General features: G+C 63.0%; 21 protein-coding genes. 15 read left to right on the forward strand and 6 right to left on the reverse strand.

Annotated elements, in window-relative coordinates:
* Window positions 1-19 precede the first annotated feature (19 nt).
* Together B0G83_RS24395 and B0G83_RS24400 are read left to right on the forward strand one after the other, a co-directional pair.
* Window positions 20-1,141: an efflux RND transporter periplasmic adaptor subunit gene (locus tag B0G83_RS24395; protein ID WP_105509963.1), complete on the forward strand. Its 1,122-nt coding sequence runs from the start codon at window positions 20-22 to the stop codon at window positions 1,139-1,141.
* Entirely contained in the window at window positions 1,138-4,236 is a 3,099-nt protein-coding gene (locus B0G83_RS24400; RefSeq protein ID WP_105509964.1) for an efflux RND transporter permease subunit, read from the forward strand. Before B0G83_RS24395 ends, B0G83_RS24400 begins: the two co-directional genes overlap by 4 nt.
* Before the next feature lie 96 nt (window positions 4,237-4,332).
* Here the strand turns inward: B0G83_RS24400 and B0G83_RS24405 are convergent, their stop codons facing one another.
* The 4 genes from B0G83_RS24405 to B0G83_RS24420 form a co-directional block, all read right to left on the reverse strand.
* Complete coding sequence (locus tag B0G83_RS24405; protein WP_105509965.1) at window positions 4,333-6,063, reverse strand: tannase/feruloyl esterase family alpha/beta hydrolase; 1,731 nt, start codon at window positions 6,061-6,063, stop codon at window positions 4,333-4,335.
* 11 nt (window positions 6,064-6,074) lie between these two features.
* Window positions 6,075-7,214: a porin gene (locus tag B0G83_RS24410; RefSeq protein WP_105509966.1), complete on the reverse strand. Its 1,140-nt coding sequence runs from the start codon at window positions 7,212-7,214 to the stop codon at window positions 6,075-6,077.
* Between the two features lie 72 nt (window positions 7,215-7,286).
* A complete protein-coding gene (gene mhpT / locus B0G83_RS24415; RefSeq protein ID WP_105510005.1) occupies window positions 7,287-8,498 on the reverse strand; it encodes a 3-(3-hydroxy-phenyl)propionate transporter MhpT in 1,212 nt (403 codons plus the stop codon).
* A gap of 307 nt (window positions 8,499-8,805) precedes the next feature.
* The gene (locus B0G83_RS24420) at window positions 8,806-9,276 is read right to left on the reverse strand and encodes a MarR family winged helix-turn-helix transcriptional regulator (RefSeq protein WP_105509967.1); all 471 of its coding nucleotides are present in this window, start codon (window positions 9,274-9,276) and stop codon (window positions 8,806-8,808) included.
* Between the two features lie 166 nt (window positions 9,277-9,442).
* On the opposite strand from B0G83_RS24420, the gene B0G83_RS24425 reads away from it, so the two are divergent.
* The 13 genes from B0G83_RS24425 to B0G83_RS38720 all read left to right on the forward strand — a co-directional run bounded on the left by B0G83_RS24425 (window position 9,443) and on the right by B0G83_RS38720 (window position 23,337).
* Window positions 9,443-10,270, forward strand: coding sequence for a p-hydroxycinnamoyl CoA hydratase/lyase (locus B0G83_RS24425; protein WP_105509968.1), 828 nt, complete (start codon window positions 9,443-9,445; stop codon window positions 10,268-10,270).
* 74 nt (window positions 10,271-10,344) lie between these two features.
* Window positions 10,345-11,796, forward strand: coding sequence for an aldehyde dehydrogenase (locus B0G83_RS24430; protein ID WP_105509969.1), 1,452 nt, complete (start codon window positions 10,345-10,347; stop codon window positions 11,794-11,796).
* A 71-nt stretch (window positions 11,797-11,867) separates the two neighbouring features.
* On the forward strand, window positions 11,868-13,769 hold the full coding sequence (locus tag B0G83_RS24435; protein ID WP_374954940.1) for a feruloyl-CoA synthase: 1,902 nt from the start codon (window positions 11,868-11,870) through the stop codon (window positions 13,767-13,769).
* Between the two features lie 290 nt (window positions 13,770-14,059).
* Window positions 14,060-14,746 (forward strand): GntR family transcriptional regulator, encoded by a 687-nt coding sequence (locus B0G83_RS24440; protein WP_105509971.1) that lies wholly within the window; start codon window positions 14,060-14,062, stop codon window positions 14,744-14,746.
* A 330-nt stretch (window positions 14,747-15,076) separates the two neighbouring features.
* On the forward strand, window positions 15,077-15,982 hold the full coding sequence (locus B0G83_RS24445; RefSeq protein WP_105509972.1) for an alpha/beta fold hydrolase: 906 nt from the start codon (window positions 15,077-15,079) through the stop codon (window positions 15,980-15,982).
* Window positions 15,975-16,931, forward strand: a complete 957-nt coding sequence (locus tag B0G83_RS24450) for a flavin reductase family protein (protein ID WP_105509973.1) — start codon at window positions 15,975-15,977, stop codon at window positions 16,929-16,931. Before B0G83_RS24445 ends, B0G83_RS24450 begins: the two co-directional genes overlap by 8 nt.
* Before the next feature lie 30 nt (window positions 16,932-16,961).
* Window positions 16,962-17,993, forward strand: a complete 1,032-nt coding sequence (locus tag B0G83_RS24455) for an ABC transporter substrate-binding protein (protein ID WP_105509974.1) — start codon at window positions 16,962-16,964, stop codon at window positions 17,991-17,993.
* 77 nt (window positions 17,994-18,070) lie between these two features.
* Window positions 18,071-18,955: an ABC transporter permease gene (locus B0G83_RS24460; RefSeq protein ID WP_105509975.1), complete on the forward strand. Its 885-nt coding sequence runs from the start codon at window positions 18,071-18,073 to the stop codon at window positions 18,953-18,955.
* A gap of 1 nt (window position 18,956) precedes the next feature.
* On the forward strand, window positions 18,957-19,751 hold the full coding sequence (locus B0G83_RS24465) for an ABC transporter permease (protein ID WP_105510006.1): 795 nt from the start codon (window positions 18,957-18,959) through the stop codon (window positions 19,749-19,751).
* Window positions 19,752-19,765: 14 nt separating this feature from the next.
* Entirely contained in the window at window positions 19,766-20,848 is a 1,083-nt protein-coding gene (locus B0G83_RS24470) for an ABC transporter ATP-binding protein (RefSeq protein ID WP_105509976.1), read from the forward strand.
* A gap of 12 nt (window positions 20,849-20,860) precedes the next feature.
* Complete coding sequence (locus B0G83_RS24475; RefSeq protein WP_105509977.1) at window positions 20,861-21,568, forward strand: GntR family transcriptional regulator; 708 nt, start codon at window positions 20,861-20,863, stop codon at window positions 21,566-21,568.
* A 116-nt stretch (window positions 21,569-21,684) separates the two neighbouring features.
* Window positions 21,685-23,145 carry an NADP-dependent succinate-semialdehyde dehydrogenase gene (gene gabD / locus B0G83_RS24480; protein WP_105509978.1) on the forward strand — a complete coding sequence of 487 codons (1,461 nt, stop codon included), beginning with the start codon at window positions 21,685-21,687 and terminating at the stop codon, window positions 23,143-23,145.
* A gap of 36 nt (window positions 23,146-23,181) precedes the next feature.
* Window positions 23,182-23,337 (forward strand): hypothetical protein, encoded by a 156-nt coding sequence (locus tag B0G83_RS38720; RefSeq protein WP_181157057.1) that lies wholly within the window; start codon window positions 23,182-23,184, stop codon window positions 23,335-23,337.
* 201 nt (window positions 23,338-23,538) lie between these two features.
* Here the strand turns inward: B0G83_RS38720 and B0G83_RS24485 are convergent, their stop codons facing one another.
* Both B0G83_RS24485 and B0G83_RS24490 read right to left on the reverse strand, forming a co-directional pair.
* Window positions 23,539-24,951: a cytosine permease gene (locus B0G83_RS24485; RefSeq protein ID WP_105509979.1), complete on the reverse strand. Its 1,413-nt coding sequence runs from the start codon at window positions 24,949-24,951 to the stop codon at window positions 23,539-23,541.
* A gap of 114 nt (window positions 24,952-25,065) precedes the next feature.
* On the reverse strand, window positions 25,066-26,535 hold the full coding sequence (locus B0G83_RS24490; protein WP_105509980.1) for an aldehyde dehydrogenase: 1,470 nt from the start codon (window positions 26,533-26,535) through the stop codon (window positions 25,066-25,068).
* Between the last annotated feature and the right edge of the window lie 4 nt (window positions 26,536-26,539).

A 26,539-nucleotide genomic window follows, 5' to 3' on the forward strand; every position in this document is an offset into this window, starting at 1 on the left:
AGTCGCAAGGAGTGACCTCATGTTCCGGCATCGTTCTTTCGTTTTTACACTGAGCCTGGCATCGCTTGCCCTTGCGGCATGCAGTGACCCGCATGTCCCCGACCCGCGTACCGAGGCTCCGATCGTGCGCACAAGCGCAGTCCAGCGCGCACCGGGAGAGAGTCGCTCGTTCACGGGCGTGGTGGGTGCCCGGGTTGAGAGCGATCTTGGTTTCCGGGTTCAGGGAAAAGTCATCGAGCGTCTGGTTAATGCGGGGCAGACGGTCAAGCGCGGCCAGCCTCTGATTCGCATCGATCCGATTGATCTGGGCTTGCAGGCCAGATCGCAGCAGCAACTGGTTGACGCTGCGCAGGCCAGGGCCACGCAGACGGCTGACGACGAAGTGCGGTACCGCGACCTCGTGGCAGCCGGCGCGGTTTCGGCATCGACCTATGAGCAGCTCAAGGCGGCCGCCGACTCCGCGAAAGCGCAACTCGTCGCTGCCAGGGCGCAGGCCGATCTCGCCAACAATGCCTCCGGGTATGCCGTTCTCGTGGCCGACGCCGACGGCGTGGTTATGGAGACGCTTGCAGAGCCGGGGCAGGTCGTCATTGCGGGGCAGGTCGTCGTGCGTCTCGCGCACGCGGGGCCGCGTGAGGCGGTGGTCCAGCTTCCTGAAACACTGCGCCCCGCTCCGGGCTCGATTGCGCAGGCATCGCTCTACGGCGCGAACGGGACGCGTGTGCCCGCCTCGTTGCGGCAACTCTCGGACTCGGCCGATCGCCTGACCCGTACGTACGAAGCCCGGTACGTTCTGGGCGGCGCACTTGCCGACGCCCCACTGGGTGCCACCGTGACGGTCAACCTTGCTGGCAACGGTGGGCAGCGTGACACCGCTCTGGAGGTGCCGGTGGGTGCATTGTTCGACCCGGGAACCGGCACCGGTGTCTGGACAATTGAAGGCTCTCCGGTTCACGTGTCCTGGCACAAGGTTCGGGTGGTGGCGCTCAGCAACGAGACGGCGACCGTTACCGGCGACCTTCATGAGGGCGAGCGGGTTGTAGCGCTTGGCGCCCAGCTGATTCATGACGGCGAAAAGGTTCGCCTCGCCGACGACGGCACGGCGATGGCTTCGGTCAAACGGGACGGAGAGACGCAATGAGCGGCTTCAATCTCTCGGCTCTGGCCGTTCGCGAGCGCTCGGTCACGCTCTTTCTGATCATCCTGATTTCCGTTGCCGGGATCGTCGCTTTCCTCAAGCTTGGACGCGCAGAAGATCCCCCCTTTACCGTCAAGTCGATGACGGTTATCACGGCATGGCCTGGCGCCACGGCTCAGGAAATGCAGGACCAGGTGGCGGAGCCGCTCGAAAAGCGCATGCAGGAGTTGCGATATTACGATCGTACCGAAACCTATACGCGCCCGGGGCTGGCATTCACAACGGTGACTCTGCTGGACAGCACGCCACCGGCCGACGTGCCGGAGCAGTTTTATCAGGCCCGCAAGAAGCTCTCCGATGAGCATGCCAGTCTGCCTCCCGGGGTCATAGGTCCTCTCGTTAACGATGAGTATTCCGACGTCACTTTTGCACTGTTCGCGCTGAAGGCGAAAGGGCAGCCGGAACGGCTGCTTGTGCGTGACGCCGAGGGTCTGCGTCAGCGACTTCTTCACGTGCCGGGCGTGAAGAAGGTCAACATCGTTGGCGAGCAGGCCGAACGGATCTATATCTCGTTTTCGCACGATCGGCTCGCGACGCTGGGCGTGACGCCGCAGGATATTTTCGCGGCGCTGAATGGCCAGAATGTCCTGACACCGGCAGGGTCGATCGACACGTCTGGCGCCCAGGTGTTCATTCGCATCGAGGGAGCCTTTGACAAGCTGCAGAAAATCCGCGACACGCCCATCGTTGTGCAGGGCCGAACGCTCAAGCTCTCGGACGTAGCCACCATCGAACGTGGCTATGAAGACCCTGCCACCTTCCAGATTCGCAACAACGGCGACCCCGCGTTGCTGCTTGGCGTCGTCATGCGTGACGGCTGGAACGGGCTTAACCTGGGGCAGGCGCTCGATAAGGACGTGGCTTCAATTAACGCCGGGCTGCCGCTGGGTATGAGCCTCACCAAGGTGACCGACCAGGCTGTCAATATCCATTCGGCGATTGACGAGTTCATGGTCAAATTCTTTGTTGCCCTGCTTGTCGTGATGGTGGTGAGCTTTGCCAGCATGGGTTGGCGAGTAGGAATTGTCGTCTCGGCAGCGGTGCCGCTGACGCTCGCCGGGGTGTTTGTCGTCATGGCCGCGACCGGCAAGAACTTCGACCGCATTACGCTCGGCTCGCTGATCCTTGCACTCGGTCTGCTGGTCGATGATGCGATCATTGCCATCGAGATGATGGTGGTGAAAATGGAGCAGGGGTATAGCCGTGTCCAGGCATCAGCCTACGCGTGGAGCCACACGGCCGCCCCAATGCTTTCAGGTACGCTGGTCACGGCAATCGGCTTCATGCCCAACGGCTTTGCCCGCTCGACGGCGGGGGAATATACCAGCAACATGTTCTGGATCGTGGGTATCGCGCTGATCACGTCGTGGATCGTTGCCGTCGTCTTCACTCCCTATCTGGGTGTCAAGCTCTTGCCCGACATTCCCAAAATCGAGGGCGGCCATGGGGCGATCTACAACACCCCGAACTACCGGCGCTTTCGCCAGTTCCTGATACGCGTGGTTCAACGCAAGTGGATGGTTGCAGGGATCGTAATCGTTTCATTCGTCGTTGCGGTGATGGGAATGGGCGTCGTGAAGAAGCAGTTCTTCCCCACCTCCGACCGGCCGGAAGTCCTTGTTGAGGTGCAGATGCCCTACGGTACGTCCATCGGGCAAACCTCGGCGGCAACGGCAAAGGTCGAGGCATGGCTTGCGAAGCAGCCCGAGGCAAAAATCGTGACGTCATACATCGGACAGGGGGCGCCGCGCTTCTATCTGGCAATGTCTCCGGAACTGCCGGATCCGTCGTTCGCAAAAGTGGTGATAAGCACCAGTGACGAGGAGCAGCGGGAGGCGCTCAAGTTCCGCCTGCGCAAGGCCATCGCCGAAGGTCTCGTGCCCGCGGCGCAGGTTCGCGTCACCCAGCTTGTGTTCGGTCCTTATTCACCTTATCCGGTCGCATTCCGCGTCATGGGACCGGATCCGGAGAAATTGCGCACCATCGCCGCGCAGGTCGCGGGTGTCATGAACGCCAGCCCGAAGATGCGAACGGTGAATACCGACTGGGGCCCTCTCGTGCCCACCCTGCATTTCACGCTGGATCAGGACCGGATCCAGGCGCTTGGGTTGAGCTCCAGTTCGGTCGCCCAGCAGTTGCAGTTCCTGCTGACCGGTATTCCCGTCACCCACGTTAGGGAGGACATCCGTTCGGTCGAAGTCGTTGCAAGATCGGCCGGCGACGTGCGACTGGACCCTGATCGAATCAATGCGTTCACGCTGGTGGGTGCCGGTGGTCAGCGCGTGCCCCTCTCACAGATTGGAAAGGTCGATATCCGGATGGAGGATCCGATACTTCGTCGTCGCGACCGCACGCCGACCGTCACTGTACGGGGCGACATTGCTGAAGGGCTGCAGCCGCCTGATGTCTCGACTGCGATGCTCGCGCAACTGCAGCCGATTATCGCGAAGCTGCCGGACGGTTACCGGATCGAGGAAGCCGGGGCGATTGAGGAGGCCGGCAAGGCGAATCAGGCGCTCGTGCCACTCTTTCCGATCATGATCGCACTCACCCTGCTGATCATCATTTTCCAGACGCGCTCGATTGCTTCCACCATGATGGTGTTCGCGACGAGTCCACTGGGGTTGATCGGTGTGGTTCCGACACTGCTGCTGTTCAATCAGCCGTTCGGTATCAATGCCCTGGTGGGACTCATTGCCCTCTCTGGCATATTGATGCGCAATACGCTGATCCTGATAGGCCAGATCGAACAGAATAAGCGTGAAGGAATGGCGCCTTTCCATGCGGTAGTGGAGGCGACCATCCAGCGGTCCCGGCCAGTCATCCTGACGGCGCTCGCGGCGATGCTCGCCTTCATCCCGCTGACCCATTCCGTGTTCTGGGGCACGTTGGCCTATACGCTGATTGGGGGAACCTTCGCAGGGACGATTCTGACTCTGGTGTTCCTGCCCGCGATGTATTCCATCTGGTTCAAGATCAGACCGGACACGGGTGAAGCTCAGGTCGTCCACGAGGACAGCACTAGGGCGATCGTGTAACCGTAAGCACCTTAGTTGCACCACAGCCCTTAGACTGTCATCAACGAGGGCGTGGTAAATCGGGAGGCGTCCATGCATGGACGCCTTCTCAAGCACTCAACTACAAACGAAACTGCTCGCGGTGTTGACATCGCCGCCCTGGTAGCGAGCCACTTTCGGATACGCGCAGAGCGGCCGCGTGCGTCCCGCACCCCACGCGGCGGGCACGTCGGCATTCGGTACGACGTTGCTCGCGTCGCGTGCGGCGGCGATCACGCTGTCCGGCGCTTTGCCCTGTTCGACCCACGCGATCAGCGGCGTGAGCATGTCGAACTGATCGGTGCTCGGGCCACCGCTGCAATGGTTCATCCCGGCGATCGTGTAAAGGCGCGCGAAGTTGGACGCATCGCCACCGTTGGCGGTGGCGAGCCGTTGATACCAGTCGGTCGTGTCGTTCGACGAAAACACCGGATCGCTCGTGCCGTGATAGACCATCAGTTTCGCGCCGCGCAGCTTCAGCGCGCTGAGGTTGGTCTCGTCCGGTGGGGTCATGAACGACCAGGCCGACTCGCTATACACGCCGCTGGTGGCGAAGATCTTCGGCGCGTCGGTGTCCATGCTGAAGTTCAGCGCGTATGCCGACAACTGGCTCAGCACCGAGGCGCTTTGCGGCGGCGTGGTGAACGTGAACGCCGCCGCGGCCGGGTCGAGCGTGATCGAATTCGCCTGCTTCCACGCCGACCAGCCAGGGCCCAGACCCGCGTCGTAAGGGAAGCTCGCATACAGCGCCGTGCCGGCGCTGTTGCGCGCGCCGGAAAACACGTTGCCGATCGCGGTCTTTTGCGCGCCGGTCAGACAGGTGCCGTCGCGGACGTTGTTGCTGCAGGTGGGGACGTCGCTCGCGAGGCTGAAGTTCGCCTGACATGCCTTGATATCCTGGATGAGGCCGTCGCTGACGCCGTCGAGCGCATCGCATTTGGCGAGTATCTTCGACGCGACCATCTGACGCTCTACGGCCGTGAATCCCGTCGTGATATCGGGCAGGCCGTTCGCCGTCGTCGCGGTCGCTACGCTGGCCAATTGTTGCGCGCTCCACATTTCGCCGATCGCCGCTTTCGGCAGATGGAAGCCCGGATCGCCGGCAATGATGCCGTCGTAATCGCCCGACGAACGTGCCGCCGCCACGAGCGCATGGCGGCCGCCGTTGGAGCAGCCGTCGAAGTAGCTGCGATCGGGCGCCTTGCCGTACGCGAGTTTGATTATCTGCTTGGCCATCGGCGTGAGCGCGGCGACGGTGTTGTAGCCGTAGTCAAGACGCGCCTGCGGGTCGAGGCCGAACAGCGGGTTCTGCGCGGCGCTGTGTCCCGAATCCGAACTGATCACCGCGAAGCCCATGTTGAGCGCGTCGCTGGTCGGGCCGCCGCCGCCGATCTCGCCGGTGGCCGTGACCACATTGCCGTCCAGGCCGCCATTGGCCTGGTAGAAGAAGCGTCCGTTCCAGGCGAGCGGCAGACGCATCTCGAAGCCGATCGCATAGGTGTTGCCGTCGACGCTGCTTACGCGCTGATTCATGTTGCCCTGGATCAGGCAGTGTTCGGCGATCGGCTTGCCGGCCACCGCGAGGGTGCCGGCCGCGACGTCGGTGACGGAGGTGAAGACGGTGTTGGCGAAGCTGAGCTTTGCCGCAAGCGCCGCGCAATTGCCGGCGAGCGTCGCGGGCGTGGCGGCGCTCAGTTGCGGCAACGCGCTCGCGACCGGGCTGGTATTGGCGGTGCCGACGTCGTTGGCGCCGCACGCGGCGAGGCTCAGCGCGGCAGCCGCCGCGAGCGCGATGGAGGTGCACTTCATTGCGGTTTCTCCTAGAACGAGTGACGAATGCCGACCATCGCGCCGGTCTGGCCGGTGCCCGGCGCGGGCGTCGTGCCGCCGCCACCGCCGCTGACCGAGTAGGCGGCTTTCGCGCTGTTGGCCAGATACGAGGCCTGCGCGTAGACGGCGGTGCGTTTCGACAGCAGGTAGGTGGTGCGCAGCGTGCCCATCGTGGCGCGCGTATCGTGGTCGCGATTGGTGATGTGATAGACCTCGCCGTCGACGATGAACGCGGGCGTCACGAAGTACGACGCGCCGACGAAAAACAGATTCGAGCGCACGTCGGCGAGCGCGAGCGCCGACGGTTCGACGCGGCGGTTGAGCCAGCCCGCGCCGAACTTGAATTTGCCGAGGTTTGCGTAGGCGCTCACATGGGTGCGGGCGTCCTTGCCGGTGGCGCTGGTGAGCGGCGTCGGTGCTATACCGTCGAAGAAATTCGCCGCCGCGGTGCTGCCGCCGCGCTGTTCCTCATACGACGCCGCGACACCGAACTGCGGCGCGTCGTACTTGAGCATGACGGACCATTCGCGGCATTGCGTGGGGTTGCCGGCCACCGAACCCGTGCAGGTGCCTTGGCCCGGCGAGTTGCCGGTGCCGGCGGCGTCGCGCCCGAACGAGTAGTTGGCGCCGAGTGTCACGCCCGCATAACTGCCGAGGTAGCTCACCGAGTTGTCGGCGCGGGCGTTCGGTACGTAGGCGTCGAGCGAACCTAGACCGTAGATGTCCGGGCCGATCAGGTCCGCACCCATCAGCGCGAGGTAGGTCATCGTGTACTGGCGGCCGAACGAAACCGTGCCATACGGGCTCTTGATGCCGACGAACGCCTGGCGCCCGAACAGCCGGCCGCCTTGGCCAAGCTCGCCGTTGCGCACGTTGAAGCCGCTCTCGAGCGTGAATATCGCGCTATACCCGCCGCCGAGATCTTCGTTGCCGCGCAGGCCCCAGCGCGAAGGCAGTTCGCCGGTGACGGACGGCATGCGGAACAGGCCTTTGCCCGCGGCGTTCGCGTGTGAGACGTACTCGATGCCGGTGTCGATGATGCCGTAGAGCGTCACGCTCGATTGGGCCGCTGCGGCGCCGCTGCCGGCGCACAGGGCGCCGCAAAGTAGAAGGCGTGCTGATGCTTGCATGAAGGGTGTCTCCAAACCGTCGATTGAATTTATGGGGGTGTTGTCGTCGAATTTTCTGGTGCGATGTGCCGGTCAGTGGTCGGCACGCGGACGGCGCAGTAACAGCAAGGCGGCGGCTGCCGCGATCAGCGTGACCGGAATGCTCGCGCCAATGACGGTCGACGAACTCCGGCCCATCGCCAGCAATTGACCGGCGGCGAGCGGCCCGACCACCGAGCCGATGCGCCCCACGGCCACGGCCGCGCCTACGCCGGTACCGCGCATGGCCGTCGGATAGAAAGCCGCGGACAGCGCATACAGCACGGATTGACCGCCGATCACGAACATCCCCGCGAAGAATGCGGAGGCGGCGAGCGCGGCGAAGCCTGGCGCCATGGAAAGCGCGGCAAGCGAGGCGATGATCCCGACATACATGCCGGCCACCACGACGCCCGAACGCACGCGGTCCATCAACATGCCGATGCACAGCGCGCCGATGCCGCCGCCAACGTTGAAGAAGATCTGCACATAGCCGACCTGCGCACGCGTCAAACCGCTCGCCGCCATTAACGAGGGCAACCAGTTGAGCAGGAAGTAGAGGACGATGAGCGTGCAGAAGTAGCTGATCCAGATCTGCACGGTCGAGAGACCGCGCGTGCCGCCGAACAGGATTTCGCCGACCGGCGCGGGTTTCGCGCGACCGTCGTGCGAAGCCTGCGTGAACGCCTTCGAATCCGCGAGAAACACCAGCAGCAGCGGCACCAGGATCAGCGGCCCCGCACCGCCGACGTAAAAGATGTGACGCCATTCGGTATCGCCCGCGCTCAGCACGCCGATCACCGAAGCGATCACGCCGCCGAACGGAATGCCGCAATACATCACGCTGACGGCGGTGCTGCGCGAGCGCGGCTCGACCGCTTCCGACGACAACGCGATCAGGTTCGGCAGCGCACCGCCCAGACCGATGCCGGTCAGCACGCGCACGATCACCAGCGTAGAGAAGTCGCTGACCAGCGCGGTCATGATCGAGAGCAGGCCAAACAGGCAGGCGGAAATCACCAGCACACGCTTGCGGCCGATGCGATCGGCCAGCCGTCCGCCGAACAACGCGCCGGGCAACAAGCCGAAGGTGCCGGCGCTGAATGCGAGTCCCATTTGCGCGACCGAGAGGCCGAATTCGTGCGCCATGCGCGGCGCCGCCACGCCGACCGATTGCAGGTCCAGGCCTTCCAGCAACGCGACGGCGAAGCAGAGGGCGAGCGTCACGAACGCGCCCGATTCGCGCGACGCAGCGGTGGCTGCCACGTCCTCGTTCGAGATAAGTGTTCCGGTGCGCTTCACGTAGTGATCCTTATTAAATTGTGTGGTCTTCCGGTTTCGCAGGAGGAAGGCAGGTTCCGTGTTGCCGTGCCGCGGGTCGGTCTGGCGCGAGTCCTTACAGGCGTGTCGGCGCCGCACCGGTTCGATGCCCGCGAGACTGTCCATGTGCCTGGATGCGATGAGGCGCGTCTCCACACGCTGCATCGTGGAGTGGATTTAATATCAGGTAGGCTGATAAAACAAGCGCAAATCGTTCGGTGAAAACACCTAGTAATTTGACAGCGTGGAGAATTTAACCGCGCAGATTTCGCACGAAGATTTCGAGGTGAGTTTGCACCGCGCCGGCCGTGTCGAGTTCGATGCCTTCCATCATCTGCTTCTCGATGATCTTCACGGCCTGCTCGCATTCGCGCAGCACGGCGCGTCCTTCGTCGGTCAGTTGCAGCAGCACGATACGGCCGTGGGTCGGGTCCGGTTCGCGACTGATCCAGTTGCGGGCGGCCATTGCGTTCATTACTTCATTGGCCGATTGCGGCGTGATGAAGGAGCGCTCGGCGACCTGTGCATTGGACGCCTGCCCCTTGGCTTCCAGCACGGAAAGCGCCGTGAACTGGGCGAGTGTCAAACCGAGCGGTGCGAGCGCTTCGGTCATGCGACGCCGCAGGATGCGGTCGAGGCTGCCGATCACATAGGTGAGGCGCAGGCTGGGTCGGCGGGTGCGCGGCGCGGCGGATTCGACAGGGGAGTTCTGATTTTTGCTCATGTGGGCAGGAGATCCGGTCTATCCCGCATCTTAGCGTGCCCGGCGACGGATTCCGCCGCTAGGGGTTTGCACCAAGCCATCGACATTCCACTTTACATATCAGGCAGCCTGATATTAAATGCGTTTATCAGGCCGCCGTCGCGGCCAACGTTCACGGAGAAAGCAGATGAATTACGAAGGCCGTTGGAATACCGTCAAAGTCGATGTCGTCGAAGGCATTGCATGGGTCAAGTTCAATCGTCCCGAGAAGCGCAACGCCATGAGCCCGACGCTGAACAAGGAAATGATCGAGGTGCTCGAAGCCGTGGAGCTCGACGCCGAAGCGCAGGTGCTGGTGCTGACAGGCGAAGGCGATGCGTGGACGGCCGGCATGGATCTGAAGGAGTATTTCCGCGAAGTCGACGGCGGCCCGGAAATTCTGCAGGAAAAGATTCGCCGCGATGCCTGCCGCTGGCAATGGCAACTGCTGCGCATGTATGCAAAGCCGACCATCGCGATGGTCAACGGCTGGTGTTTCGGCGGTGGCTTTTCGCCGCTGGTGGCATGCGATCTCGCGATCGCCGCCGACGAAGCGGTGTTCGGTCTGTCCGAGATCAACTGGGGCATTCCGCCGGGCAACCTGGTGAGCAAGGCGATGGCCGACACGGTCGGACACCGCCAGGCGCTTTACTACATCATGACCGGCGAGACCTTCACGGGTCAGGAAGCCGCGCAGATGGGCCTCGTGAATAAAAGCGTGCCGCGCGCCGAGCTGCTCGACGCCACGCGCACACTGGCCGGCAAGCTGCTGCAGAAGAATCCGGTGGTGTTGCGGGCGGCCAAAAACGGCTTCAAGCGTTGCCGCGAACTGACGTGGGATCAGAACGAAGACTACCTGTACGCCAAGCTGGATCAGGCGCAACTGCGCGATCCGGAAGGCGGCCGCGAGCAGGGTTTGAAGCAGTTCCTCGACGACAAGGCGATCAAGCCGGGTCTGCAGACTTACAAGCGCTGATCGGCCGCGTGCCGGGCGGCGGATCGGGTCCCAGGCGAATGCCTGCAAAAGAGACGGGTGAGGAGACGACAGACATGCAGGAAGTGACGTTATTGATTGGCGGCGAGAGCCGTGGCGCAACGGATGGCAAGACTTTCGAGCGGATCAATCCCGCGAGCGGCCGTGTTGCGTCGCGCGCGGCCGCCGCCACGGTGGCCGACGCCGACGCGGCCGTCGAAGCCGCCGCGCGCGCGTTTCCGGCATGGTCGGCGCTGGCGCCGACCGAGCGCCGCAAACGCCTGCTTGCAGCAGCCGATCTGATGGACGCCCGTACCGCGCAGTTCATCGAAACCGGCGTGGCCGAGACCGGCGCCATGCCGAACTGGTACGGCTTCAACGTGATGTTGGCCGCCAACATGCTGCGCGAAGCCGCCGCCATGACCACGCAGATCGACGGCGACGTGATCCCGTCGGACGTGCCCGGCAGTCTCGCGCTGGCGGTGCGGCAGCCGTGCGGCGTGGTGCTCGGCATGGCGCCGTGGAACGCGCCCGTCATTCTCGGCACGCGGGCGATCGCCATGCCGCTCGCGTGCGGCAACACGGTCGTGCTCAAGGCGTCGGAAGGCTGTCCGGGCGTGCACCGGCTGATCGGCAGCGTGTTGCAGGACGCGGGTCTCGGCGACGGCGTGGTGAACGTCATCACGCATGACGCCGGCGACGCTCCGGCGATCGTCGAACGGCTGATCGCGCATCCGGCGGTACGGCGGGTCAACTTCACCGGCTCGACGCGCGTGGGACGCATCGTCGCGCAACACGCGGCGCAGCATCTGAAGCCGGCCTTGCTTGAGCTTGGCGGCAAGGCGCCCGTGCTGGTGCTCGACGACGCCGATCTGGACGCGGCGGTGGCCGCCATCGCGTTCGGCGCTTTCTTCAACCAGGGGCAGATTTGCATGTCGACCGAACGCGTGATCGTCGACCGGAAGATTGCCGATGCGCTGGTCGACAAACTCGCGGCCAAAGCGCGCAGTCTGAAAGCGGGCGATCCCGCGGCGGCGGACTCGGTACTCGGCGTGCTCGAAAGCGCGGCGGCGGCGCAACGCATCGCCGCACTGGTCGATGACGCGCGGCAGCACGGCGCGACACTGCCGGTGGGTTGCACGATCGACGGCGCGATCATGCAGCCGGTGATCGTCGACGGCATCACGCCGGCGATGAAGCTGTATGCCGAAGAATCGTTCGGCCCGGTGGTCACGGTGCAGCGCGTGGACGGCGACGAGGAAGCGCTGCGGGTGGCCAACGACAGCGACTATGGTTTGTCGGCCGCGGTGTTCAGCCGTGACGTGTCGCGCGCCTGGAACGTCGCCAGACGGGTCGAGTCCGGCATCTGTCACATCAACGGACCAACCGTGCATGACGAAGCGCAGATGCCGTTCGGTGGCGTGAAGAAAAGCGGCTATGGGCGCTTCGGCAGCAAGGCGTCGATTGCCGAATTCACGGACCTGCGCTGGATCACGATTCAAACCGGGCCGCGCCACTATCCGATCTGATCGCGCACGCTTCGCGCTTGAGCAGGTGGCGCGAATACGGGTCGACCGCAGACAGCAACAGGAGACAGGCTTTGCATAGCGAGCCGACACAAACGAGCATCCCCGCTGCGCCGACGCGCTATCGGGAGACGATGATCGGCACCCCATCGTTGCGTACGCAACGGCAGGGCGAGACGTGGTATCTACGCGCGGACGAAGCGCTCGGCGCCCATCCGCAGCGGATGACCGAGCGGCTCGTGAGCGGCGCCGAGGCGCATCCGGAACGTTGGCTGGCGGCGCGCCGCGACCGCGATGGTCAATGGGTCGGCCTGAGCTATGCGAGAGCATTGCACAGCGCTCGCGCGATCGGCCAGGCACTGCTCGCACGCGATCTTTCGGCCGAACGGCCTATTGCGATTCTGTCGGGTAACGACCTCGAGCATTTGCAACTCGCGCTTGGCGCGATGTGGGCCGGGATTCCGTATGCGGCGATCTCGCCGGCTTATGCGCTCGCTTCCGGCGACTTCGGCAAGCTGCGTCATACGATCGAACTGCTAACACCGGGTCTGGTATTCGCGAGCCACTACGACACGTTTGCCCGCGCCATCGAAGCGGTCGTGCCGGCCGGCGTGGAAATCGTGTCCGCCACGCCGTCGCGCGATCCGGCCGCCACGCGTGGCGTGACTTCGCTGAGCGATTTGCTGGCCGCCACGCCGACCACCGTCGACGCTGTTCACGCGGCCGTGAGCCCCGATTCGATCGCCAAATTTCTCTTCACGTCAGGGTCGACCAAACTGCCGAAGGCGGTACCGACCACGCACCGCATGCTATGCAGCAATCAGCAGATGCTGCTCGAAACCTTCCCGGAGTTCGCGAGCGAGCCGCCCGTGCTGGTCGATTGGCTGCCCTGGAATCACACGTTTGGTGGTAGTCATAATGTAGGCATTGCCCTCTACAACGGCGGCACGCTCTATATCGACGACGGCAAACCGGTCAACGGCAAATTCGAGGAAACGCTGCGCAATCTGCGCGACGTCGCGCCGACCATCTACTTCAATGTACCGAAGGGCTGGGAGGAACTGGCGATCGCACTGGAACAGGACAGCCGGTTGCGCGAGACGTTTTTCTCGCGTGTGAAGGTGTATTTCTTCGCCGGCGCGGGGTTGTCGCAAGCGGCGTGGGACCGGCTCGAACGCGTGACCGACCAGTACTGCGGCGAGCGCATTCGCATCATGGCCGGGCTTGGCATGACGGAGACGTCGCCGTCGTGTCTGTTCACCACGGGGCCGATCATGCGCGCCGGCTATGTCGGCCTGCCGGCGCCCGGCTGCGAGGTCAAACTCGCGCCGGTCGGCGACAAGCTCGAGGCACGCTATCGCGGGCCGCACGTAATGGCCGGTTATTGGCGCCCCAACGCGGCAGAGTTGGACAACGCGTTCGACGAAGAGGGGTACTTTCGCAGCGGCGACGCGTTGCGGTTTGTCGACCCGGCGCGGCCCGAACTCGGCTTGTTGTTCGACGGCCGCATCGCGGAGGATTTCAAGCTGAGTTCAGGCACCTTCGTGAGCGTCGGGCCGATGCGGGCCAGGGTGATTTCCGCAGGCGCACCCTACGTACAGGACGTGGTGGTCGCCGGTATGAATCGCGACGACGTGGGCCTGCTGGTATTTCCGCGCCTCGACGATTGCAGGCGACTGGCGCGCTTGCCGGCGGACGCGGGCGCGCGCGACGTGGTGGCTGCACCCGCGGTGCGCGCCCACTTTGCCGCGCTGCTCGACTCGCTCAATCGCGGGGCGACCGGTGGCGCGACCACCATCGCGCGTTTGCGGCTCATGGATGTGGCGCCTTCGCTCGATCTCGGCGAGATCACCGACAAAGGCTCGATCAACCAACGCGCGGTGCTGACGCAGCGCGCCTGGTTGGTCGACGCGTTGTATGACACGGCGCAGCGTGATCCGGCCGTGATCGTCGCGAATGCTGGCGGCACGAAGTGATCCAAATGCAACGTCTTAACGAGAAACGCAGGATGAACCTCGACCAACTCGTCGCGATCGACATGCATGTCCACTGTGTTCCAGGCACTGCGGCCCTTGCCACCGTCTCGTCATCGCACCAGCAAAGTGACAGCGCCGTCCGCAACCTGCTTGACGGATAGGGCACCCAACTTCAAATCAACTTCACCTGACAATCAGCCGCGACCCGTTTACGCGATAATATGGCATTCCAAGCTTCTGCCCGACGTCGTCGCGCGGCCTGGATTTCTTTTGCCAACTATCCTCACGCTATGTCAGATCTCAAGGTTGTCCGCGAAACTAAAACTCTTCGTGAATTGACGCTGGACAAACTACGCGACGCGATCGTGCAGGGATATTTCAAGCCGGGCGCGCGTCTCGTGGAGCGCACGCTATGCGACGAGCTAGGGGTCAGCCGCACGATCGTCCGCGAGGTCCTGCGGCATCTCGAGACGGAAGGACTCGTGGACGTCATCGCGCGTCAGGGACCCGTGGTCGCTCAATTGAATCCCGCTCAGGTCAGCGAGATCTACGAACTGCGCGGGCTGCTCGAGGCGAACGCCGCGCGCGCGTGTGCCGAGCGCTCCACGCCGGAACTCGTGGCGCAGTTGCGCGCAATCCGGGAAAAGATTGAAACGGCCTTCAAGGTCGAAGATCTGTCGGCCGTGCTGGCGGACACGGAGCACTTTTACGACGCGCTGTTCGAGGGCGCCCAGCGGAGCGTCTCACTTGCCGTGGTCAAAACGCTGAACGCGCGCATCAACCGCTTGCGCGCGCTGACTATCGCGATGCCTGGGCGCAGCGGCGAATCGAACCGCGAGATGAACAAGATGCTCGACGCCATCGAACGCCGCGACGGCGACGCGGCCTATGCGGCGTCCATCGCTCATATCAAGCGCACGGCGGAATTGGCGAGCCAGGCGCTCGCGCAACGCACCGAAGGCGGCAATACGCCTTAATTAGTCGATTCCGCCCGAGCCTGGACTCGGCTTAGATCCTCCACCTCCGGCCGCCGACGCGCGGCCGTCTCGCGCGCTCATTCGTCGCGCCGGTCTGTTTCCCACTGACTTTCCCATTCCGAACGGCGCCTCCAAAGCGACGCTACTTTCGTTCACCTTTCGAATACTAAGCGCAGCCAGCGTCCCCAAATGCCGCGTCCCGAGAGCCACGCGTTCCCGGCAACGGTCATGCCAATCCGGTTCCGCCTCTATCTTATGGTATTCCATAATATTTCTACTTCAGCTTGAGCTGTAGCATGGCATACCATAATCTCGAAGTGTGAGGATCTGATGGATTTCGATCGGACGCCGACGGAGACACCGATGCGCGGCGAAATGGCTGGGACGAGCTACAGCGTGTATGCGCCGCAGTCACGGCAGCAACGCGCAAGCGTCGTGCTGATTCACGGCGTCGGCATGAGCCAGCGCGTGTGGGCGCCTCAGGTGGAGCCGCTGCTGGCGGCGGATTTCCAGGTCGTGGTCTACGACATGCTCGGCCACGGCGGCAGCGTGCTGCCGCCCGTCGAGCCCGTGCTCGGCGACTATGCCGGGCAGCTCGAAGCTCTGCTGGACGGCCTCGGCATTGCGCGGGCACACGTAGTCGGTCATTCCATGGGTGCGCTCGTCGCGCTCGAATTCGCGCTGACCCGGGCGGCGCGCACGCTGAGCGTCGCTGCGCTGAACGCGGTATACGACCGCTCGCCGGACCAGCGCGAGGCGGTGATGTCGCGCGCGGCGACCCTCGGCGACACAACCGCCAATCCGGGCGATGCCGCGGACGCGGCGCAGGCGGTCGATGCGACGCTTAGGCGCTGGTTCGGCGACCCGGTGCCGGCCCATCTAACGCAGGCGGCCCAGGCGGTGCGCCACTTGCTGCTGTCGGTCAACGCGGTCGGCTATGCGCGGACTTACCGTCTTTTTGCCTGCTCGGACGATGTCCACGTAGGTCGCCTCACAAAGCTGTCCGCGCCCGCGCTGTTCCTGACCGGCGAGTGCGATCTGAATTCGAGCGCGGAGATGTCGCGGGCCATGGCAGACGCCGTGCCGCGCGGCCGCGTCGATGTCATCGCGGACGCGCGTCATATGATGAATGTTAGCCATCCAGACGAAGTCACCACACGGTTGCTGGCATTCTTCGCCGAAGCGATGCAACAGCGCGCGGCAGACGTACCGAACATGGGAGAAGGCCATGTCTGAAGCATTCGCCGAACAGACTTTCGATTCGCTTGAATTCCGCCGCGCGCTCGGCGCGTTTGTCACCGGCGTGACGGTCGTCACGACCGTGCAGCTGGACGGCACGCCGCGCGGCTTCACGGCCAATTCGTTCGCCTCGGTTTCGCTCGATCCGCCGCTGATTCTCGTGTGCATCGCCAAGAGCGCGTCGAGTCACGAGGTCTTCTCCGCTACCGATCACTTCGCGGTGAGCGTGCTGGCCGGCGACCAGAAAGCGGTCTCGGGCGTGTTCGCGTCGAAGTCGCCCGACAAATTCGCGCAGGTTGCGTGGCGCGCGCGTGCCACCGGCGCGCCGGTAATGGACGGCGCCGCCGCCACGTTCGATTGCAAAACGCACAACATAGTGGACGCCGGAGATCACATCATCCTGATCGGCCGTGTGGTGGATTTCGTGCACTCGAACGCCTCGCCGCTGGGCTATTGCCGCGGCGCGTACGTCAACTTCCATCTCTCGCAGGACGCACTCGCCGCAACGGGCGCGCGTGCGCAGGTAGGCGCGATTCTCGAACATCGCGACGGCCTCGTGCTGCTGAAAACGAAAGACGGTTTGCAGTTGCCGACGGGCGTCAAGCTCGAACCTGAAAGCGACACAGGCAGCTTGCGCGGCGTGCTGGCAAAACTCGGACTGCCGACACATCTCGACTTCATTTTTGCCGTCTTCGAATCGGGCAGCGGCCCTGCGGCGAGCGTCCATGTCTACTACCGTGGACGCGTGACCAGCAGCCTCGCGGCAATGATGGACGACGCGATCCATATCGTGCCGCTGTCGCGGATTCCATGGGGCGAACTGCGCGACGACGCCGTGCGTTCCATGCTGCAACGCTATGTACGCGAACGCAGTGAAGACGCGTTCGGCATCTATGTCGGCGATACGGCAGCCGGCAAAGTCCAGACGCTCGCGCATGCCAACTAACGGTACAAGAACCGCTTCCAAGGAGACAACATGGCCCGCATTTCCAGTTTGACGATTTCCACGCTGATCGCGCTAGGCGCGGCGGCGTTCGTGTCGGCGCCGGCTCTTGCCGCCGATCCCATCGTTTTCACGAGCTGGGGCGGTACGACGCAGTCGTCGCAGCAGAAAGACTGGGCGCAGCCGTTCAGCCAATCCAGCGGCATCAACGTGCTGATGGACGGCCCGACCGACTACGGCAAGCTCAAGGCCATGGTGGATAGCGGCAACGTCAACTGGGACGTCGTGGACGTGGAAGGCGACTTCGCCTTTGCCGCGCAAAAAGCCGGTCTGGTCGAGCCGATCGACTACAACGTGGTCAAGAAGGACGAACTCGATCCGCGCTTCTCCAACACGCATGCCGTGGGCAGCTTCTATTACTCGTTCGTGCTCGGCTTCAACAAATCGGCCTTCAAAGGCGCGCAACCGCAGAACTGGGCGGATCTGTTCGACACGAAGAAATTCCCCGGCAAGCGCACGCTCTACAAATGGTCCGCACCGGGCGTGCTCGAAATCGCGTTGCTGGCCGACGGCGTGCAGCCGGACAAACTTTATCCGCTCGATCTCGACCGTGCCTTCAAGAAGCTCGACACGATCAAGAGCGACGTCGTGTGGTGGAGCGGTGGCGCGCAGTCGCAGCAGTTGCTTGCCTCGGGCGAGGCGCCTATCGGCATGTTCTGGAACGGCCGCCTGCATGCGCTCGAACAGACGGGCGTGTCGGTCGGCATTTCGTGGAATCAAAACCTGACGGCGGCCGACATGCTCGTGGTTCCGAAGGGTGCGAAGCATAAGGCCGAGGCGATGAAATTTCTCGCCGCCGCGACGAGTCCGCAGGCGCAGGCGAAGTTCGCGCAGGACACGGGCTACGCGCCGATCAACCTGAAGTCCGCCGCGATGATGCCGCCGGCGGTCGCGAAGACGATGCCGGACCAGTACAAGGCCTCGCAGATCAACCTCGACATGAAGTACTGGGCGGACAACCGCGACGCGATCGCGAAACGCTGGTACGCGTGGCAATCGAAATAAGCGTTAGCGAAACCGGCGTGTCTCGCGAGAGGCACGCAGCAGGCGCATCGCAGTAACCGGAAAAAGCAGGAGACACCATGCCCAACGTTCTGAGTACCGTCGCGCATCCGCCGGCGACGTCCCCGCGCCGTCATCGCGACTGGCGCAATATGCGGCTGCTCATACCGGCGCTTCTGCTGCTCGTGATTTTCTTCATGCTGCCGGTGCTTTCGCTTCTGTTGCGCAGCATTCTGGAGCCGACACTGGGGCTCCAGAACTATCAGCAACTGCTCGGCTCGTCGACTTATCTGCGCGTTTTCGGCAATACGTTTCTCGTCGCGACCGTCGTGACGGTGGTGACGGTCGCAATTGGTTTTCCGACCGCCTGGCTGCTCGCCATCGCGCCGCGCCGGCTCAGTTCGCTGCTGTTTTCCATCCTGTTGCTGTCGATGTGGACGAACCTGCTGGCGCGCACGTTCGCGTGGATGGTGCTGCTTCAGTCGACCGGTCCGATCAATCGCATGTTGATGGCGATCGGTCTGATCCACGAACCGCTCGCGCTGGTGAACAACCTGGTCGGCGTGACGATCGGCATGACGTACATCATGCTACCGTTCCTCGTCATGCCGCTGCATGCGACGCTGCGCAGCATCGATCCTTCGACACTGCGTGCCGCGGCCGTCTGCGGTGCGAGCCGCTGGCAAGCCTTCTGGCGCATTCTCGTGCCGCTCGCCATGCCGGGCATCGCCTCGGGCGCACTGATGGTGTTTGTCATGGCGCTCGGCTATTTCGTGACGCCCGCTCTGCTCGGCGGCGCGCAATACATGATGCTCGCCGAACTGGTCGCGCAACTCGTGCAGCAAATGTTGAACTGGGGTCTGGCAGGCGCCGCTGCGTTCGTGTTGCTTGCCGTGACGCTCCTTCTCTACGCGCTGCAATTGCGCTTTACGGGCGGCGCGCGTGCGGCTGCTGGAGGCCGCTGACATGTTGCTCGATTTCGACCGTTTAGGTGCGCTGCGCTGGGCGCTGCTGGCAATCGGCGCAGCCGTCGCACTGTTCCTTCTGCTGCCCATTCTATTTATCGTCGCGTTGTCGTTCGGCGATTCGCAATGGCTGATTTTTCCGGCGCCGGGCTGGACGCTGGAGTGGTATCGCCAGTTGTTCACGGATCCAGGCTGGCTCGACTCGCTGCTTACCAGCGTGAAACTCGCGGTGATCGTTACCGTGCTGTCGGTATTCATTGGCTTTCTCACGTCGCTTGCGCTCGTACGCGGCAAGTTTCGCGGACGCGATGCGATCAAAGGCTTCTTTCTCACGCCGATGGTGCTGCCCGTGGTGGTGCTGGCGGTGGCGCTCTATGCGTTCTTTCTGCGTATCGGTCTGAACGGCACCATGACCGGCTTCGTGATCGGCCATCTGATCATCGCGTTGCCGTTCTCGATCATTTCGATCAGCAATTCGTTGCAGAGCTTCGATACCGCACTGGAAGACGCCGCGTTGATCTGCGGAGCGTCGCCGCTCCAGGTGAAGCTGCGCGTGACCTTGCCGGCCATCCGGCTCGGTCTCTTTGCCGCCGCGATCTTCGCGTTCCTCGCTTCGTGGGACGAAGTGGTGGTGTCGATCTTCATGTCGAGTCCGACCTTGCAGACGTTGCCCGTGCGTATCTGGGCGACGCTGCGGCAGGACCTGACGCCCGTCGTCGCGGCAGCGTCCTCGCTGCTCGTGGCATTGACGACCGTTCTGATGCTGGCAGGCGCCGTGCTGCGCCGTGTCCGATAACCGAGGTGACCATCATGACATTCCTGCAAATCCAGCGCCTGCGCAAAACCTACGACAACGTCGTCGCCATCGACCAGGTTTCGCTCGACGTGCGCAAGGGCGAGTTCATGACCTTCCTCGGACCGTCGGGTTCGGGCAAGAGCACGACGCTCTATATCGTGGCGGGCTTTCAGGAGCCGACCGAAGGGCGCGTGCTGCTCGACGGTAAACCGCTGCTCTCGGTTGCACCCAACAAACGCAACATCGGCATGGTGTTTCAGCGCTATACGCTGTTTCCGCATCTGACGGTCGGGCAGAACATTGGTTTCCCGTTGCGCGTGCGTCACCGCCCGGAAGCCGAAATCGCGAAGAAAGTCGAACAGATGCTGGCGCTGGTGCATCTGTCGGAGTTTCGCGACCGCATGCCGGCGCAGCTTTCCGGCGGCCAGCAGCAGCGCGTGGCGATTGCGCGCGCGTTGGCGTACGACCCGCCCGTGTTGCTGATGGATGAACCGCTGTCCGCGCTCGACAAGAAACTGCGCGAGGAAATCCAGCTCGAACTGCGCCGCATCCATCAGGAGACCGGCGTGACCATTCTTTACGTGACACACGATCAGGAAGAGGCGCTGCGTCTGTCGGACCGCATTGCAGTGTTCAACAAAGGTTGCATCGAACAGTGCGGAACCGGCGAGGAACTGTATGCGAATCCCGCGTCGCGCTTCGTGGCCAACTTCATCGGCAATTCGAATTTTCTGCCGGTTCGAATCACTTCACGCGATGCCGCGCAATCGAGCGCGGTGTTTCCTAGCGGCCACGCAACCGCGGCGACCGACAACGCCGCGTTGCCGGTGGGCGGCGACGGTACGTTAATGGTCCGTCCCGAGCAGATCCGCATTCGCGCGGTCGATCAGTCGCAGAAAACAGCAGGCTTGCCGGTGACCGTGCGCGACATCACGTATCTCGGTGACGCCATGCATTACTCCGTGACCACGCCGTGGGAACAGGACATGTCGGTGCGCATGGCGGCCGGCGATCACCGCGATAGCGGGATCGTTATCGGCACGCAGGCGTGGATCGACTGGGACTCGCGCGACACGCGCCTGTTCGCACAGGCTTGAGCGGGTACGGTGATGCCCGAGCCAACCTCGTCACTGAAAGTTGAACGCCGCACGACGACGCTCAGAGAACTCGCACTCGAAAAAATGCGCAGCGCCATTCTGGATTCCCGCTTCCAGCCTGGCGACCGGCTGGTGGAGCGGGCTCTGTGTGAAGAACTGGGCGTGAGCCGCACAGTGGTGCGCGAGGTGCTGCGTCATCTGGAAACGGAAGGGCTCGTCGACACCTTGCCGAATCAGGGGCCCATTGTTGCCGTGCTCGACCCGCAGACCGCCACGGAGATCTATGAAATCCGTGGCCTGCTGGAAGGCGAAGCGGCGGCCGCCTGCGCGCGGTTGGCCGACCCGGCCAGCGTCGAGGAACTGGCGGCTTTGATCGACAGGATTGCACTTGCTTTTCACGATCAGGATCTGCGCGCGGTACGGGCCTTCACGACGGCGTTCTACGAGTGCATGTTCACGGCGGGGCACAAACACGTGGCGTGGGAAATCGTGCAGTCGTTGACCGCGCGCATCAACCGTCTGCGAGCGATGACCATTGCGTCCGACGACCGCGGCACTCAGGCGGTACAGGAAATGCGGCAGATTCTGGCCGCCATCCGCGTGGCGGACGAAGCCGCCGCGCATAGCGCCGCCGTCATGCATGTGAGGCGGGTGGCCGACATCGCGGGGACCTTGCTGGTCGAAGGACAGGAGCACCTGAGCCTGAAACGCGCGGGGTGATTCACGTCACGTACTTCACCTGCTGAAAGCATGCTTTATCCGGACTTGATATCGCGCGGACTCGATTAGTGTCGCGCCGCGCATCGTTGTTTTTGCAACCACCTTCAGGAAGAGTTATGGAATGGGCAACCCGTTTGAACGATCCGCTGCTGTTTCGACAGCAGGCGTACATCAACGGCGAATGGCAAGGCGCTACGAACACGGAAACGTTCGAGGTTCGCGATCCCGCCTCGGGCGAGATCGTCGGCACTGTTCCGCTGATGGGTGCGGGCGAAACGCGTCACGCGATCGAAGCGGCGAATGCCGCGTGGCCAGCATGGCGCAAGAAGACCGCCAGGGAGCGCGGCGCGATCCTGCGCAAATGGCACGACCTGATGATGGAAAACGCCGATGACCTCGCGCTGATTCTTTCGACGGAGCAGGGCAAGTCGCTCGCGGAAGCGCGAGGAGAAGTCGGCTACGCAGCGTCGTTCTTCGAATGGTTCGCCGAAGAAGGCAAGCGCGTCTACGGCGACACGATTCCGACACCTGCCAGCGACAAACGCATTGTCGTGGTGAAAGAGCCGGTGGGTGTGTGCGCCGCGATTACACCGTGGAATTTTCCGGCCGCGATGATTACGCGCAAGGTCGGTCCCGCGCTTGCGGCCGGTTGCACGATTGTCGTTAAACCCGCCGAAGCCACGCCGTTTTCGGCGCTTGCTCTTGCGGTACTGGCGCAGCGCGCGGGCGTGCCGCCGGGTGTATTCAACATCGTGACGGGTGACCCGAAAGCGATTGGGTCCGAGCTGACGTCGAACCCTGTCGTGCGCAAACTCTCATTCACGGGATCGACGCCGGTGGGGCGTCTGCTGATGAGCCAGTGCGCGTCCACGGTCAAGAAAGTGTCGCTCGAACTCGGCGGTAATGCGCCGTTTATCGTATTCGAAGACGCGGATATCGACGCCGCCGTGCAAGGCGCAATTGCCTCGAAATATCGCAACAGCGGTCAAACGTGTGTCTGCACGAATCGCTTCTATGTGCACGACGCGGTGTACGACCAGTTCGCCGAAAAGCTCGCGGCAGCGGTCAAACTGCTGAAGGTGGGACGCGGCACTGATCCCGATGTCACGCAAGGTCCGCTGATCAATGAGGCGGCCGTGCAAAAAGTCGAAGCGCACATTGCGGACGCACTGGCGAAGGGCGCGTCCGTTGTCACGGGCGGCAAGCGTCACGCGCTCGGCCATGGTTTTTTCGAACCGACGGTGCTGCGGGACGTCACGCCGGCGATGCAGGTTGCCAGAGACGAAACATTCGGCCCGCTCGCGCCGCTATTCCGCTTCCACGACGACGATGAGGTGATCGGTCTCGCGAACGACACCGAGTTCGGTCTCGCGTCGTATTTCTACAGTCGCGATATCGGCCGCATCTGGAAAGTCGCGGAGGCGCTGGAATACGGCATGGTCGGCGTGAACACGGGCCTGATCTCGAACGAGGTGGCGCCGTTCGGCGGCGTGAAGCAGTCCGGTATGGGGCGCGAAGGATCGCACTACGGCATCGACGATTACCTGGTTATCAAATATCTGTGCCTCGCGGTTTGATCCGTATAAGGCATTGAAAAAAGGGGACGCTCGATTATGAATACATGGTCATCCACCAACAACAAGTCGGGCGTCGCGGGGTTACACGGCGCGGCGCCCGATCCGTCCGGCGCCGGCGCCGCGGTGCAGATACCGCTGCCGGTGACGATCCGCGTCGTCGCGCTTTTTCCCGTCATGATGTCGGGCCGCTGATTGGCGGTGTGCTCGGGCAATGGGACGTGATGCTGGCGTGGAATTTTTTTGTGTTCGCGGTGGCGGGGCTGCTGGCGGCAATCGCCGTGCTGGTGGTGCCGCGCAATATTCAATCGGTGTAGCGCCAAAGTGAAGCGGGCTCGTTGCAATAACGAGCCCGCTTTGTGTCGCCTGCCGCATCACATGCCCTAGCGGCGGCGATTACTCTGAAGCAGTGACGCCTGTCGGTGCGCGTCGCGGAGAGCGCGAATCGTTGCGCGGGGCGAGCAGGTAGTATGCGAGTGCTGTCGCAACGAGGCCGACCATCCACGAAACGTCGGCACCGCCGAGCAGCGAAGCCCAGGGGCCGTGGAAGAAGCTTTCTTCCATGAACGGCACCTGAACGGCAATGCCGAACACGTACAGCGCGATAGCCGTCACGTTGAACGAGCCGTACATGCCGCCGCTGCTGCTGATGATCTCGGAGACGTGATAGTGACGTTTGTTGATCAGGTAGAAATCGACTAGATTGATCGCAATCCACGGTGCAAGCACGATACGCATTGCAAAGATCGCGTTCAGGAAGATGGCGATGAAATTGCTCGACGCCCACAACGCGGTCGCGGTGCATCCCACCAGCAGAATCGCCGAAACGATCACGCGTACATTGCGGCCCGGCACCCAGTGAGGACGGAACGTCTGCGCGGCAGTAATGAACGACAGCACCGCGCCATACAGATTCATGCCGTTATGGCCGATGATATTCACGAGGAACAGAAAAATCAGCACGTAGCCGAACATGCCGGTTTGCGTGCGGAGCGCCTCCATCGCGTCGGTTGCATGACCGGTGCTGACGGCGATCACGCCGAACACGAATGCGAAGATCGTACCGAGCGACGTGCCGAAATAGGTGAAGGCAAACGTTTTGACGAAACCTGTCGAGCTCGGCATGTAACGCGAATAGTCGGACGTGTACGGTGCGAAGCTGATCTGCCATACCGCGCAGAGGCCGAACATCGCGAACCAGCCCGACAGATCGAAATGGCCTTGCTGTAGGACCTTAGCGTTGAGACCCGGCGCCATCAGGATCATGCCGATCAGCAGCGCGCTGCCCATGAACCACGCACCCACCTTGTTGAAGCGGTGAATGAAGTGATAGCCGATCACGCCGACCAGCGTCGCGAGCACGGCGCCGAGCACCGTCGCAATGTGCACGGGAACCGGCGGAATCGCGGCGTGCAGCGTCTTGCCGGCGAGAATGATGTTCGAGACGAAGAACCCGAGATAGATCAGTGTGGTGAAGCCCACTACGAGCAGCGAACCGTAACGGCCGAACTGCGCGCGGCTTTGGATCATCTGCGGAACCCCGACGAGCGGTCCTTGCGCCGACGTCAGCGCGTGAAAGATCGCGCCGAAGAATTGTCCTGCCACGATGGCGAAAATCGCGCTGATCAGGTCGAGGTGGAACACCAGCACTGAAGTCGCGCCGGAAATCACGGCGAGTGGCGCGACATTCGTGCAGAACCACAAGGTGAACAGATCGGCAGGTTTGCCGTGCCGGTTCTCCGGGGCAACATACTCGATCGAGCTGCTTTCAATCGTCAGAACGCTCTTATCGTTCGCCGGGTTAGTCATTATGTCTCCATCGTTATGGCGATGGCTGCGCCGCGCCGTGCACGCGGAGCGTGAGGCGAGGCACGGCCTTTCAAGCTTCGAATCGGTACGGAAGGTCGGGGCGCGTTCTGCGTATCAACGCATCACGAAAGGATCGCTGATCGGTTCGTCCGAGGTGCGAAGCCAGACGGATTTGGTCGTCGTATATTCGAGCGCGGCGGCATATCCGCCTTCGCGTCCATGTCCCGACATGCCGAAGCCACCGAACGGCACGAGCGGCGACACCGCCCGATACGTGTTGATCCAGACAATGCCCGATCGAACGCGCTTCGACACGCGGTGGGCCCGCGTGAGGTTGGTCGTAAAGATGCCGGCCGCGAGACCATATGCGGTGCTGTTTGCCTTGGCGATGGCTTCCTGTTCGGTCGAGAACGTATCGACCGAAAGCACCGGGCCGAACAGTTCCGTCGTGATGCTGTCCGCGTTCGCGACGCCGCTGCAGTCCAGAATCGTGGGCGCGTAGTAGAAGCCGGTGCGATCGATAGCTTTGCCACCCGCCAGTACCTTCGCGCCCTGACGCACCGAACTCGCGACCACGGATTCGATATTGCGCAATTGCCGTTCGGTACAAAGCGGGCCGTATTCCGTCGCCATCTCGTTCGGCAGGCCGATGCGAATGCGTGACACGCGCTCCACCAGCAATGCGAGAAACTCGTCCTTGATCGATTCCTCGATCAGCAGACGCGAGCCCGCCACGCAGCTTTGCCCGCTCGCCGCAAAAATAGCGGCGACTTGCGCGTTCACCGCACTTTGAATGTCAGTGTCGGCGAATACGATGAACGGCGATTTGCCGCCCAATTCGAGCGAGACCTTGGCAAGATTGTTCGCGGTGTTCGACACGATATGCTTCGCCGTCTCGGGGCCGCCGGTGAACGCCACCTTATCCACCTTCGGGTGACTGCTGAGCACTGCGCCGCATTGCGCGCCAAAGCCGGTGACGACGTTGACGACGCCAGGCGGGAAGCCAGCTTCATGAACCACGCGTGCGAATTCCAGCAGCGGGCCGGGTGCTTCCTCGGACGCCTTCAACACGACCGTGCAGCCCGCGGCAAGCGCCGGACCGAGTTTCACCGCCGAAAGAAAGAGCTGGCTGTTCCATGGCACGATCGCGGCCACCACGCCAACCGGTTGACGGTCGAGCCAGACCTGCATGTCGGGCTTGTCGACGGGAATGTGGCTGCCTTCGATCTTGTCGGCGATACCGGCGTAATAACGGTAGTACTCCGCCACGTAAGCAATCTGGCTCGACGTCTCGCGGATGATCTTGCCGGTGTCGTTGGTTTCAATTTCAGCGAGTCGCGGCGCAGCCTTTTCGAGCAGATCGGCGAGCTTGTACAGCAGTTTGCCTCGCGCCGACGCGGTCAGTCCGGCCCACGCGGAATCGCCGAGTGCGCGGCTCGCCGCTTCCACGGCACGGTTGATTTCGTCCGTTCTCGCCTCGGGCATCTGCGCCCACACTTCGCCCGTGGCCGGGTTCACGCTGCCGAACGTCGCGGCGCCCGCTTCGAACTGCCCGTCGATATAAAGCTGAAAATGAAAACTCATGGAA

The organism is Paraburkholderia sp. BL21I4N1, assembly GCF_002973525.1.
Classification (GTDB): domain Bacteria; phylum Pseudomonadota; class Gammaproteobacteria; order Burkholderiales; family Burkholderiaceae; genus Paraburkholderia.